Origin of the sequence: Marinobacter shunpengi (assembly GCF_045449695.1) — a bacterium.
GTDB lineage: Bacteria > Pseudomonadota > Gammaproteobacteria > Pseudomonadales > Oleiphilaceae > Marinobacter.
Map to the genome: position 1 here is coordinate 202005 of NZ_JBJJKZ010000005.1, position 12869 is coordinate 214873.

General features: G+C 63.1%; 11 protein-coding genes. 10 read left to right on the plus strand and 1 reads right to left on the minus strand.

The genetic code is table 11. From position 1 onward, the window contains the following. Positions 1-44 precede the first annotated feature (44 nt). The 10 genes from ACJO2E_RS02780 (at position 45) to ACJO2E_RS02825 (ending at position 11346) form a co-directional block, all read left to right on the plus strand. Complete coding sequence (locus tag ACJO2E_RS02780; protein ID WP_406961615.1) at positions 45-1109, plus strand: succinylglutamate desuccinylase/aspartoacylase family protein; 1065 nt, start codon at positions 45-47, stop codon at positions 1107-1109. 229 nt (positions 1110-1338) lie between these two features. Beyond that, positions 1339-1764: a secondary thiamine-phosphate synthase enzyme YjbQ gene (locus ACJO2E_RS02785; RefSeq protein WP_406961617.1), complete on the plus strand. Its 426-nt coding sequence runs from the start codon at positions 1339-1341 to the stop codon at positions 1762-1764. A 54-nt stretch (positions 1765-1818) separates the two neighbouring features. Next, the gene (locus tag ACJO2E_RS02790; protein WP_406961618.1) at positions 1819-2433 is read left to right on the plus strand and encodes a lysophospholipid acyltransferase family protein; all 615 of its coding nucleotides are present in this window, start codon (positions 1819-1821) and stop codon (positions 2431-2433) included. Positions 2434-2544: 111 nt separating this feature from the next. After that, positions 2545-2970 (plus strand): hypothetical protein, encoded by a 426-nt coding sequence (locus tag ACJO2E_RS02795; protein ID WP_406961620.1) that lies wholly within the window; start codon positions 2545-2547, stop codon positions 2968-2970. Positions 2971-3028: 58 nt separating this feature from the next. Beyond that, on the plus strand, positions 3029-3694 hold the full coding sequence (locus ACJO2E_RS02800; protein ID WP_406961622.1) for a hypothetical protein: 666 nt from the start codon (positions 3029-3031) through the stop codon (positions 3692-3694). Between the two features lie 89 nt (positions 3695-3783). Further along, a complete protein-coding gene (locus ACJO2E_RS02805; RefSeq protein WP_406961624.1) occupies positions 3784-4401 on the plus strand; it encodes a hypothetical protein in 618 nt (205 codons plus the stop codon). Then, positions 4402-5490 carry a rhomboid family intramembrane serine protease gene (locus ACJO2E_RS02810; RefSeq protein WP_406961626.1) on the plus strand — a complete coding sequence of 363 codons (1089 nt, stop codon included), beginning with the start codon at positions 4402-4404 and terminating at the stop codon, positions 5488-5490. It abuts the gene before it with no gap. Between the two features lie 196 nt (positions 5491-5686). Further along, the gene (locus tag ACJO2E_RS02815) at positions 5687-7798 is read left to right on the plus strand and encodes a PQQ-dependent dehydrogenase, methanol/ethanol family (RefSeq protein ID WP_406961628.1); all 2112 of its coding nucleotides are present in this window, start codon (positions 5687-5689) and stop codon (positions 7796-7798) included. Positions 7799-8116: 318 nt separating this feature from the next. Beyond that, positions 8117-9586 carry an MFS transporter gene (locus tag ACJO2E_RS02820; RefSeq protein ID WP_406961630.1) on the plus strand — a complete coding sequence of 490 codons (1470 nt, stop codon included), beginning with the start codon at positions 8117-8119 and terminating at the stop codon, positions 9584-9586. Further along, complete coding sequence (locus ACJO2E_RS02825) at positions 9586-11346, plus strand: bifunctional protein-serine/threonine kinase/phosphatase (RefSeq protein ID WP_406961632.1); 1761 nt, start codon at positions 9586-9588, stop codon at positions 11344-11346. The genes ACJO2E_RS02820 and ACJO2E_RS02825 overlap by 1 nt, the downstream gene beginning before the upstream one ends. A 220-nt stretch (positions 11347-11566) precedes the next feature. On the opposite strand, the gene ACJO2E_RS02830 is transcribed toward ACJO2E_RS02825, so the two are convergent. Continuing rightward, complete coding sequence (locus tag ACJO2E_RS02830) at positions 11567-12775, minus strand: MFS transporter (protein WP_406961634.1); 1209 nt, start codon at positions 12773-12775, stop codon at positions 11567-11569. Positions 12776-12869: the final 94 nt, after the last annotated feature.

Below are 12869 nucleotides of genomic sequence, written 5' to 3' on the forward strand. Positions count from 1 at the left end.
TCCGAATACCGGCTCTACCGATCAACAAGAAGGACAACAACCCCATGGCCCGCGCCCCATTTGTCATAGCGGACACGGAAATCAAGGCGGGCACCCGGCAGACCGTCGAGGTGCCCGTTGCCAAGCTCTACACCCATACACCGCTACACATCCCGGTGGAAGTGGTCCATGGCCGTCGGGACGGACCAGTGCTGATGGTTTGCGGCGCCATCCACGGCGACGAGATCAATGGCGTCGAAATCGTACGCCGGGTATTGAAGAACTCTGCCCTGCGGCACCTGCGGGGCACCCTGGTGGCGGTGCCCATCGTTAACATCTTCGGCTTCGTGCAACGCACCCGCTACCTGCCGGACCGCCGCGACCTGAACCGCTGCTTCCCGGGCAGCGAAAGCGGCTCCCTCGGTGGCCGCATCGCCTACCTGCTGCGCACGCAGATCATGGAAAAGGTCACCCACATCATCGACCTGCATACCGGCGCCATCCACCGCTTCAACCTGCCGCAGATCCGCGCCGAACTGAAGAACCCGGAAACCGTCCGCATGGCCGAAGCCTTCGGCGCCCCGATCATCCTCAATGCCAGCCTGCGCGAAGGTAGCCTGCGGGCGTATGCCGATTCCCAGGACATCCCGGTTATCACCTTTGAAGGCGGCGAAGCCCTGCGGTTCGACGATGTGGTGATCAGCAGCGGGGTGAAAGGCGTGGTCCGTGTCATGCGTGCCCTGGAAATGGTCCCCAGCAAGAAAGGCCCGAAAGCCCCACGCAAGCGCTCGGAGACCGCCGCCATGTCCACCTGGGTACGGGCGGATCTCGACGGCATCATGCGACCGGTGGCCCGCCTGGGCCAGAAAGTCCGCAAGGGACAGCGCCTGGCGATGGTGGCTGACCCGTTCGGTGAGACCGAGGTGAGTATACTGTCACCCATCTCCGGCATCGTTATCTGCGTCAATAACCTGCCGCTGGTAAACGAAGGCGAGGCCATCTACCACGTGGCCCGCTTCGACGAGCTGGGCGAGGCGGAAAAGGCCATGGACTACTTCCGCTCCTCACTGGATCCGGAAGTGACCGAGGCGGTGTTGCCGGTGCATCCTTGGGATAATGACCCCAAGTAGATCTTTGGTTTTCCGACAAGACTACAGCCGTGGGGTAAACCGGGATGCTTGATCGGCTGGAGTGGCGGGGTAGGATTTCGTAGCAGCGCCATGGATGGCGCGGAGCAAGGTCGGTCCATGGAGGGACCGTGAATTGCGGCGGAGAAAGCCTCCCCCGGCACTCCAGCCAGCCCCCAGTGTCCAATCCTGTATAGTGATAGTTCCGCAAAGGTACGGAAGGGGAGCCAAAATGATCTGGGACCAGACCACCATCCAGCTTCAGGAATACCCGAGAGGCGTCCACCTCATCACCAACGAGGTTCTCTCAAACGGGCCGGAACTGGTTAACTGCCAGGTCGGCCTGTTGCACCTGTTCATCCAGCACACCTCCGCCTCCCTGGCCATCAACGAAAACGCCGATCCCGACGTACGTGGCGACGTCGAACGCCACCTCAACGTCATGGTGCCGGAAAACGCGCCCCACTATGAACACACCCTGGAAGGCCCTGACGACATGCCCGCCCACATCAAAAGCATCCTCGTGGGCACCAGCCTTACCATCCCCGTCAGCGATGGCCACCTGGCACTGGGCACCTGGCAGGGTATCTACCTCTGCGAACACCGTAACCGTGGTGGCGGCCGACGCATCGTGGCGACCCTGCAGGGGCGCTGGTAAAAGCCGCCGGGGGTTGAGGTAGAATGACGCCTCGCCATGAGAGGAGGCAGTACCGTGGCCCAGCAACACCGCCCAACAAGAACAACACCCACCAGGCGCCAGCGCCTGGCCATGAAACTCATCAACCTGGCCGGCTGGCGGGTCCCTCCGTTTCCGGACGTGGACAGGGCCATCGTCGTGGGCGGCCCCCACACCTCCAACTGGGACGGTGTTATCGGCCTTACCGCCGCCGTTGCCCTGGGCCTGAACGCCCACTTCCTGATCAAGCACAGCGCCTTCAAGGGGCCGCTGGGGTGGTTGCTGCGTAAACTGGGTGGTATTCCCGTGGATCGCAGCAGGGCCGGTGGCGTGGTGGGGCAGGCTATTGAAACCCTCCGGCAGAGCGACCGCCTGATCCTCGTCGTGGCCCCTGAGGGCACCCGCAGCAACGCCCGCCAGTGGAAGACCGGATTCCACCACATCGCCCGGCAAGCGGGGGTGCCCATCGTGGTCACCGTGGCGGACTACGGCACCCGCGAACTGCGGTTTCCGCTGGTCCTGCAGCCTACCGACGATCTGGAAGCAGACCTGGAACAACTCTACCAGTGCTTTGCCAGCGTCACCCCGAAACACCCTGACAAACTGTCCGATCCGGTCAGGGAGAGATTTCAGGCCCGTCATCGGCAGTAGGCGGCAGATTCTCAAAGTGTGACGAGGTTTGCATTCCTCATGCGTGCCAATCCGTACTATTCCCGGGTTCGTTACACGGACGTCATACAACCAACTCAAGGAGATTCAAGAGTGAACGTGAATAAACCGGTTTCCCTCATTGGCGGTATCGTTGCCTCCCTGATGCTGGCCAACAGCGCCCAGGCCAGTTGCGACATGGCCGTCGTTGGTCATATGTACCTCTCCTACGTCAGGCAGATCACCCTGGAAGAAAGCCCGGCGGAAGCCTACAAGGCCGTCAAGGCGGATCTGCAGGCCCTGGCCGACGACCAGAAAGTGGAGAACTTCTCCATCACCTCGTCAGACATGTCCGTCAGTGCCGGCGGCTACAGCCGTGGGCTTAACCTGCATATTTCCGTGGGTGCCCAGATGGCACCTAACGCGGATGTCATCGATGCCTTCTTCCGGGAAACCCAGCCGGAAAGCTTCTCCTACTCCGAATCCGTGTGCATGGGTTACGGTGAGGACGAAGAGGCGGAAGAAACCGCAGACTCCTAGACCCTCTGATCAGTCCAACAGTCAGGAGCCGGCACCTGCGGGTGCCGGCGAACCGCTCATGACCCGACCAGCCGTTCCGGCAGAGCAAGCCTACCTGGCGGCCCTCGACCTTGAAGCCGAGGGCCGTACCGATGAGGCATTGGCCGCCTACCAGTCGGTCATTGATCACCATGGCCAGTCGCTGTGGTCCGATGCTGCTACCCAGGCCATGGATCGCATTGCCGGGGGTGTTCCCCTGAGCATCCGGTTGAGTGAGGCCCGGGTACCTTTCTACAAACGCTTCACCCGTCCATTGTCATTCCGGCATGCCCTGGTCACGGCCTTGATCGTGATTATCCAGTCAGCGGTAACGGGCCCGCCCGTTGCCGGGAGTTGGCTCGTTCTGGTGTCCATGCAACTCGATCCTGTTCCATTCATTTATATGGTGGGTGGTATTCCCGCCACGGTGTCGGGGGTGTTGTTCGCCGCCTGGATTCTGCGTTACTGCCATCTGAGAGGTTATATGCCTGAACATGTGGTACCTGCTGGCATGATTTGCGGTGCCATTGGCGTGGTTTTTTCCTATTGGGTGCTGTGGTTGATGACGACCGGCAACGCGCTGCCTGCGTGGGCTGTCATGTTCCTGGTAATCCATGGCCTGGCTGGTGGTGCATTCACGGGCTGGCTGGGGGCAAAGCTGGTCTGGTACCGGATGGACCGGGACGCTCCACCATACCCGGTTTAGAATACTGGACGACGCCCCCGGAAATCATTAGCCTACGATCTTTATCGTATGCATCTTATATCTACACAATTTATCAGGGAGGATGAACCGTGGCGTCACCCATTGCCAAGGGTAAGCAGATCGGCGGTCGGGCCGGTGAAAAGCTCAAGGACATGGACCACCACGACCTGGTCAAGTCCGGCTTCTGGATATCCCAGATGTTCGTGGTGGCGGCCACCATCATCGGCGTCTACCTGGCCGCCCACGCAGGCCTCAAGCAGGCTATTATCTTCGACAGCCTGACGAGCCAGGAATCCAGCTACTACCTGCGCAAGTCCCTCCACGACGAGCTGGCGGACAACGTGGCTGCACTGCATGCCTATAATGACGATACCCTTTCCCGCAGTCCGCCCCAGTCGGAGCTGGAGAATAACCGGCCGGTGTTGTCCAGGTTCGTCTGGGACACCATGCGCTATTCCCCCAATACCTTCGAAATTCCCAGTCCGTTCCTCACCGGTGCCCGACGGTTTCACCTGAAGGCGGACGAGATTGTCCGCAAGGCCGAGGGACGGGTGTATGGCGCAGGCTATGCGTCGCAGCAACTGACGGCCCTGCTGGACGACGTGGAGGCAAACCTGCTGCCGAACCTGCGGGATAACCATGAAGCCCTGGCAGCGGACCTGGCCGCCCAGGGTATCGATGTCACGGTTCTCAAGGAGACAGAGTAGATGAGCGCCAAGAAGTACTGCCCCACCTGTGAACGCCAGCCACTGGAGGAACATGACTTCCACGGGGAAGAGGTGGATGTGTGTCGCCAGTGCCAGGGTGTGTGGTTCGAGAAGAGTGACCTGGACAACCTCATCGCCGCCAAGTGCGACCAGGTGGAGGAAGCCGATTACACCGACAACCTGGGTGAACACCAGCGCCAGGCCCGGTGCGACTGCCCGGACTGTGGCAAGCGCATGCAGGTGTTCCATTTGCTGGAGGAATACCACCTGGACCTGCGGGTTTGCGTTGCCTGCTCCGGTGCCTGGGCCACCCGGGAGACCGTGTCCCAGGTGGTCAACTCCTCGGCCATCAAGCATGCCCTGGAAGACATGAACCGCAATATCTCCTGGAAGACCTGGGTGTTCGAGTTCCTGTCCCGCATGCCGGTGGAGTATAACGTCAAGGCCCGCCGAACCCCCTGGGTTACCTGGACACTCATCATCGTCAACGTCCTGATATTCATGGGGTATGCGTTCGACAACCAGGCTACCTGGCAGGTGATCGAGCAGTTCGCCATGACTCCCTCCGACATCCAGGCCGGCGAGAACCTGTGGACCCTGATCACCGCCACCTTCCTGCACGGGGGCTGGCTGCACCTGGCCGGCAACATGTACTTCCTGTGGCTGACCGGTGACAACCTGGAAGATGCCCTGGGCCACTGGCCGTTCCTGCTGCTCTACCTGTTGTGCGGTGTCCTCGCCGGCCTGGTGAGCGTGCTGGCGAACCTGGGCGGTACCATCCCCTCGGTGGGCGCCAGCGGGGCGATTGCCGGGCTGTTCGGCATGTACCTGATGTGGTACCCCAATGCCAGCCTGACCTTCATGTTCTTCTTCTGGCAGAAGAAACTGGCTCCGGTCTGGTACTTTGCCCTGTGGCTGGGCCTGAACTTCCTGGGCATGGTCCTGGGGGAGCAGGGCGTCGACTACTGGGCCCACATCGGCGGCTTCGCGGCGGGGCTGGCCATTGGTGCGGCCATGCGTGGCTATGTCTGGCGGTCGAACCCGTTGCTGGCCCATCTGGCCGGGCCGGAGGTCCAGGTACGGCGATAGCAGCGGGTCCGCCTGTCGCCATCCATTCGCCAGCGCCGGTTGGACAAACCACCAAGCGTAGTCAATAGTTCCCTACAGGTAGTGAAGATCGGTCAACTGTCCAGTCTTCACCGCCTGCTACCTGACACTACAAGAACAAAAGGATCGCTCCGCCCCGGTGGTTTGCCGAAACGGGGGAGTGAGGGAGATATGGACTATGCAACTTCTTACCCGCCTGACGGCTGTCGGGCTAGTGGGCCTGTGCGCCCTGTCGGCACAGGCCGACACCGCCGATGGCATCGATACCGCCGCCATTGTCGCCAATGACCGCACCACGGAAAACTGGCCAAGCTACGGCCTTAACTACGCGGAAACGCGCTTTTCCCGACTCGACCAGATCAACGCCGATAACGTGGGCAAGCTGGGGCTGGCCTGGTCCTATGACCTGAAGTCCCGCCGGGGCGTGGAAGCCACGCCGCTGGTGGTGGACGGGGTCATGTACGTGACCGCCTCCTGGTCCGTGGTCCATGCCCTTGATGCGGCCACCGGCGAAGCCCTCTGGACCTACGATCCCCAGGTGCCGCGGGAATGGGCGGTCAAGGGCTGCTGCGACGTGGTCAACCGGGGCGTGGCCATCCACGACGGCAAGGTCTTCGTGGGGGCCTTTGACGGCTACCTTCATGCCATCGACGCCGCCACCGGCGAGCGCCTGTGGAAGGTGGATACCCTTATCGACCGCGACAAGCCCTATACCATCACTGGCGCGCCGAGGGTGATCAATGGACGGGTGATCATTGGTAATGGCGGCGCCGAGTATGGCGTGCGGGGCTACCTCACCGCCTATGACGCCAAGACCGGCGAACAGGCCTGGCGCTGGTTCTCGGTGCCGGGCAATCCGGACGAGCCGTTCGAGAATGAGAGCATGAAACGGGCCGCCGAGACCTGGGACCCCGCCGGCAAGTGGTGGGAAGAAGGAGGCGGTGGCACCATGTGGGATTCCATGGCCTACGACCCGGAGCTGGACCTGCTGTATGTGGGGACCGGCAACGGCACTCCCTGGAACCGGCTGCAACGCAGTCCCGCCGGTGGCGACAACCTCTACCTCGCCTCCGTGGTGGCCCTGGACCCGGACACCGGCGAGTACCAGTGGCATTACCAGCACACCCCGGGGGATTCCTGGGATTACACCTCGACCCAGCATATTATCCTGGCGGACCTTGAGATCGACGGCGAAAAGCGCAAGGTGCTGATGCAGGCGCCTAAGAACGGCTTTTTCTTCGTCATTGACCGCACCAACGGTGAGTTTATTTCGGCGGAACCCTTCGTGCAGGTGAACTGGGCCGAGGGCTATGACGAGGACGGCCGCCCCATCGAAGTGGCGGGTGCCCGCTCACGCACCGATCCCTGGGAAACCATTCCGTCTCCCTACGGTGCCCACAACTGGCACCCCATGTCCTTCAACCCGGAAACCGGTCTGGTCTATATCCCGGCCCAGGGGGTTCCCCTGGTGGTGCAGAACAACCCGGGCTACGAGTACAACAAGCCGACGCCGGGCAGCCCCAACGCCGGGCTGGGCTGGAACACCGGGTATTTCTTTGCCAATGTGGCGCCGGAGGCAACGCCCTTCGGCACCCTGCTGGCCTGGGACCCGGTGAAGCAGGAGGAAGCCTGGCGTGCGGAGTACGTCTCGCCCTGGAATGGCGGCACCCTGTCCACCGCCGGCGACCTGGTGTTCCAGGGCACCGCCGATGGCCGCTTTATCGCCTATAACGCCCGCACCGGTGACCTGCTCTGGCAGACGCCCGTAGGGTCCGGTGTGGTGGCGGCACCCTCCACCTGGGAACATGACGGAGAGCAGTATGTGTCCGTTGCCGTCGGCTGGGGCGGTGTCTACGGTATCACCCAGCGTGCCACGGACACCGTGGGTCCGGGCCGGGTGTTCACCTTCCGGCTGGAAGGGGACGCGGACATGCCGGAATCCATGGTGCTGCGCCAGCCCGGGGAGCTGTTGCAGGGCGTGAGCTACAATCCGGACGATGTGGCGCCCGGTGGTGCACTGTATATGACCAACTGCCTGCTCTGTCATGGTGTACCGGCGGTCAATAACGGTGGCAACCTGCCCAACCTGGGGTATTCGCACCCGGCGATGATCCGCAATATCGAGGATATCGTCTTCACCGATGCCCGCAAGGTTTTGGGAATGCCCAACTTCAAGGGCGAATTGACTGAGCGTGAGCTGGAGCAGATCGTGGCCTTTATCCAGGGTTCCGCCGATGCCGCCCGGGCGGCCATGGCGGAGCAGGAGAAAGCTGCCGCATCGGATAACTGATAGTCACTTCATAACACCCGTTTCTGGTGCACCTCGTGAGTGCGCCAGAAACGGGCCTGCCCGTAACTGGTGCGCCCCTCCGCACCCGATAATGCCCCTGCCATTCGTTAACTGCACGGTTTCAGGGAATTTTCTCCTGTTGGAACTGTTCTTGCAGAACGGTGAATGTCTTAGAAAACCGGTTACGGCTGCTGGCAATGGTGTCACCGCTGAAGAATACGACGCTTGCCAGCGTCTCCGTAACAGCCTGCGAGCCCTTCAGCGTGACCCATCCCGCCGCCCGACCGGAGCAAGTTCATCCGTTGACAGGGCAGGTTTATGTCAGAACAGGCATTTCGATTCTTTTCCTTCCAGGGACGCACGCGAATCCTCCACCTTAGCTGGGTGGCGTTCTTTATCAGCTTCCTGGTGTGGTTCAACCATGCGCCCCTGATGTCCGCCATTCGCGAGCAGTTCGGGCTGTCCACCTCGGAGGTCAATACCCTCCTGCTGTTGAACGTGGCACTCACCATTCCCGCCAGGATCCTGATCGGCATGGCGGTGGACGCCCTCGGCCCCCGCCGGGTCTACAGCCTGGTGCTGGTGCTGTCCGGCCTGTTCTGTCTCGCCTTTGCCATGGCCGACTCCTTTGCCCAGCTTGCCGTGACCCGTTTCCTGCTGGGCTTTGTGGGCGCCGGCTTCGTGGTCGGTATTCGCCTGATCAGCGAGTGGTATCCAGCCCGGGAAGTCGGGTTTGCCGAGGGCATCTATGGTGGCTGGGGCAACTTTGGCGCCGCCTTCGCGGCCCTGTCCCTGCCCACCGTCGCGCTGATGTTCGGCGGTGATGACGGCTGGCGCTACGCCATCGGCAGTACCGGGGTGATCGCCATCCTGTATGCCGGTGTCTTCTATCATCAGGTGCGGGATACCCCGAAAGGCTCCACCTACTTCAAGCCCAAGAAGGGTGGTGCCATGGAGGTGACCTCCAAGAGCGATTTCCTGCTCTATTCCATAATGAATCTGCCGCTGTTTCTGGCCCTGGCGCTGATCGTCTGGCAACTCAGCCCGGCCCGCCTGGGACTGCTGGGGGATATCACGTCCCTGGCTCTGTACGGGGTGGTGCTGGTGATGGCGGCCGTGCAGTTCCTGCGAATCTGGCAGGTGAATGGCCATGTCTTCTCCCAGCCGGTGCCGGAGTTCGACCGCTACCCCTTCAAGCAGGTGGCCCTGCTCAACCTGGTGTACATGGCGGCGTTCGGCTCGGAACTGGCCGTGGTGTCCATGCTGCCACTGTTCTTCCTGGACACCTTCGACATCTCGCCTCTGATGGCCGGCGCCCTGGGCGGCACCTTTGCCCTGATGAACCTGATTGCCCGCCCCGGCGGCGGTTACATCGCTGACCGCTTCGGGCGCAAGTTCACCACTGGCCTGATGCTGCTGGGTATCTGTATCGGCTATGGCCTGATGTCCCGCATCGATGGCAGTTGGCCGTTGCCCATGGCGGTGGCCCTGGTGGTGGTCTGCTCGCTGTTTGTGCAGGGGGCCTGCGGTGCGGTCTATGCCTCGGTGCCTCTGGTCAAGCGCCGGCTGACCGGGCAGGTGGCCGGCATGACCGGCGCCTACGGTAACGTGGGCGGTGTGGCGTTCCTGGTGGTGCTGGCCATGGTGACACCGGCCCAGTTCTTCCTGGTGCTCGGGGGCATCGCCTTCCTGATCCTGGTCATGGTCTCCGTGTTCATGGAGGAGCCTGGCCCCCAGACCAGCGAGGTCATGCCCGACGGCACTGTTCGAATGATCGAGGTACCCTGATGGACCTGGTCTCCATGCGCCCGGACAAACCAGCGGAAAAACCGGTGCAGCCGGAACGGATGCTGGTACGCTGCGGCCAGTACACGGATGCCGGGCGCAAGCCGGACAATCAGGACTGCCTGGGGGCCCTGGTCCCGGAAGGGGAGGCCCTGCGCATGAAAGGCATGGCGGCGGCGGTGGCCGATGGGGTCAGTGCCGCCGAAGCGGGCCGGGAAGCGGCGGAGGCCTGCGTACGGGGCTTTATCAGCGACTACTACAGTACCCCGGATTCCTGGACCGTGGAAACCTCCGCCAGCCGCGTGCTGGGGGCGCTCAACCGCTGGCTCCATGGCCGTGGTCACCAGCGCCACGGGGATACCTCGGCCCTGGTCACCACCTTCTCGGCGGTGGTGATCCGCAACCGCATGGCCTACCTCTTCCATATCGGCGACAGTCGCATCAGCCTGGTGCGGGACGGTTGCCTGGAACGCCTGACCCGGGATCACCATGCCGCCATCGGCAACCAGCGTTTTGCCCTGTCCCGGGCCATGGGGGTCGAGCTCAACGTGGAGATCGACGTACACCGGGTCGCCCTCAAGTCCGGTGACCGCCTGCTGATGACCACCGACGGCATCCACGGCGTTCTGGATGACCGTGCCATGGTGCGGTTCGGGGGCCACGGGGATCCGGAGCAGGCGGCGGAAAGCCTGGGCAAGGCCGCCTATCGCCGTGGCAGCGACGACAACCTGAGCGCCCTGGTGTTGGTGGTGGACGAGCTGCCCCGGGAGGATCTGGCCTCCCACTACGAACGCCTCACCAATCTGCCGTTTCCGCCCCTGCTCAAGCCGGACCAGGTGCTGGATGGCTACCGGATCATCCGCGAGATCCATGCCAGCACCCGCACCCAGGTGTACCTGGCGGAACCGACGGATGGCGGTGGTAAGGTAATCCTGAAGACACCGTCCCCCAACTACGTGGATGACCCGGCCTATATCGACCGTTTCCTGAACGAGATCTGGGTCAGCCGCCGGGTGAGCAGCCCCCATGTGGTGCAGGGGCTGGCGCTACCGGAAGACCGGCAGTGCCTGTATGCCCTCACCGAGCATGTGCAGGGCCAGACATTGCGGGAGTGGATGCAGGACAACCCCAACCCGTCCCTGGCCACGGTACGGGACCTGATCCGGCAGGTGGCCCTGGGCCTGCGGGCCCTGCACCGGCTGGAAATGGTGCACCAGGACCTGAAGCCGGAGAACATCATGATCGACCAGCGGGGCACCGCCAAGCTGATTGACCTGGGCTCGGTGCGCATCCGGGGGGTGGAGCAGATTGCCGGACCCTGGGCCAATGGCGCCTGGGCGGGCACCGCCAGTTACGCGGCCCCCGAGTGCCTGGATGGCCAGCCGGGTACACCGGCGTCGGACCGTTATTCCCTGGGTGTGATTGCCTACGAGATGCTGACCGGGGCACTACCCGGCCAGCCGCCGGACCGCCCCGGGGGCCGGCGGCGCACCGGTTATCGCAGTGCCCGGGAGATCAACCCGGAAATCCCGCCCTGGGTGGATGCCTGCCTGGGCAAGGCGGTCTCCGAACGGGTGGGCAACCGCTACCAGGCCCTGTCCGAGTTCCTGCAGGACCTGGAGCACCCCAACCCGAAACTGCTGCCGTCCTCCAGCCCGCCACTGATCGAGCGGGTACCGTCGGATACCTGGTGTTTCGTGGCCACCCTGTCGCTGCTGCTGAACCTGGTGTTATTGATGGTGCTCTATCAGACCTGGCCCTGAGCCTTGCCAGAGTGTGCCGGACTATCCATTGACCAGTGCCTGGCCGGTCAGGTGATGATCTATGACCGCCAGTAGCTGCCGGGTGGCGTGGGTCAGGCTGCCATCGTTGTGTATGGTGGCGAACCGGTGTTCCAGCCGGGCCGGCAGGCGGCGGGAGCGTGCGATGCGGGCGTCGATCTCGTCCGCGCTTTCCCGCCCCCGGTCCGGTCACCACACGGTATTACGCGACGGTGGCCACCCGTTGCTGGCTCTTGCGGCTGTACCAGCAGAGCACCACGCCGCCGGCCATCAGCGCGGAGGTGATGGCGAAGGCCCGGCTGAAGCCTCCCATGGATTCCACGATCACCCCGGCGGCGGCCGGGCCGACCAACTGGCCAATGGCGAAGAACAGGGTCACGAAGCTGACCGCCACCGGTGCCAGTCTTGGATGTACGGTTTCGGTGGATGCTGCCAGCACGGAGGTGAAAAGCCCGGACACGCAAAGGCCCATGACGATGTAATGCACGGCGAAGGCGGGCAGGGTGGGAGATACCACCGGCAGGGCCATGGCGAGGGAGCAGGCACCCATGGACATGACCAGGGAATTGGAGCGCCCCAGTCGGTCCGACACCCAGCCCCACAACGGCCCGGCTACCAGGCCCAGCAGCCCCATGGCGGCGGCCAGCCGACCGGCGACCAGCGACGGGATGCCGGACTCCAGGGCGTAGCTGTACATGAAGATGGTCTGCACGATATAGGTCAGGCCCACGATGCCGTAGATCAGCCCGACATTGATCACGTGGGGATTGCGATAGACCCCCGACCGGGCCGCCGGTACCGGGTCCGACGAGCTACCGCTACCTCCGCCCTGGGGCGGGTTGCGCAGGAACAGCCCCACCACCACGCCGGCAACTACGGCGAAGGCGCCGAACACGCCCCACACCATGCGCCAGCCCTGATCCGGCCAGGTGGTGGTGAGCCAGGGCACCAGAGCACCCGCCAGAAACAGGCCGAGGCCGACACCACCGTTGGCAAAGCCGATCACCGCGCCGCGCTTTTCCGGATACCAGCTTCCCAATAGTGAAATCAGCGGGGTGTAACCGAACGCGGTGCCAAAACCCAGCAGTGCCATCAAGGCCATACTCAGCCAGTAGTTGTCGGACAGTGCCAGCCCGGTGAAGCCGGTCGCCGCGAAGCACAGGCCGATAAAGATGGCCTGCTTGCCCCCGTAGCGGGAGGCAAAGACGCCTGCCACCATCAGCATGGTCAGATAGCCCAGGGCGGTGACCGTGCCCAGGTTGGCCCCTTCGGCATAGTCCAGGCCGAGTCCTTCCAGCATGCCGGGCATCACCAGGCCATAGGCCAGGCGGGCGAAGACCACCAGGGTAATGGTGCACAGCATGCCAATGGCAACCATCAGCAACAGAGGGGGACGGGTCGACTCATTCATGGGGGTTGGCTTTATCTTATTAGTAGACTATCTAAAAGTAAGTGAATCAGCACCACGGGTCAATGAGGGGCTGTCGGGGCCGGCGGAAAAGCCT

Excerpts from the sequence above, each read along its gene's own strand:
- ACJO2E_RS02780 (WP_406961615.1), top strand. The coding sequence starts at position 45 with ATGGCCCGCGCCCCATTTGTCATAGCGGACACGGAAATCAAGGCGGGC.
- ACJO2E_RS02785 (WP_406961617.1), top strand. The coding sequence starts at position 1,339 with ATGATCTGGGACCAGACCACCATCCAGCTTCAGGAATACCCGAGAGGC.
- ACJO2E_RS02800 (WP_406961622.1), top strand. The coding sequence starts at position 3,029 with ATGACCCGACCAGCCGTTCCGGCAGAGCAAGCCTACCTGGCGGCCCTC.
- ACJO2E_RS02810 (WP_406961626.1), top strand. The coding sequence starts at position 4,402 with ATGAGCGCCAAGAAGTACTGCCCCACCTGTGAACGCCAGCCACTGGAG.
- ACJO2E_RS02815 (WP_406961628.1), top strand. The coding sequence starts at position 5,687 with ATGCAACTTCTTACCCGCCTGACGGCTGTCGGGCTAGTGGGCCTGTGC.
- ACJO2E_RS02820 (WP_406961630.1), top strand. The coding sequence starts at position 8,117 with ATGTCAGAACAGGCATTTCGATTCTTTTCCTTCCAGGGACGCACGCGA.
- ACJO2E_RS02825 (WP_406961632.1), top strand. The coding sequence starts at position 9,586 with ATGGACCTGGTCTCCATGCGCCCGGACAAACCAGCGGAAAAACCGGTG.
- ACJO2E_RS02830 (WP_406961634.1), bottom strand. The coding sequence starts at position 12,775 with ATGAATGAGTCGACCCGTCCCCCTCTGTTGCTGATGGTTGCCATTGGC.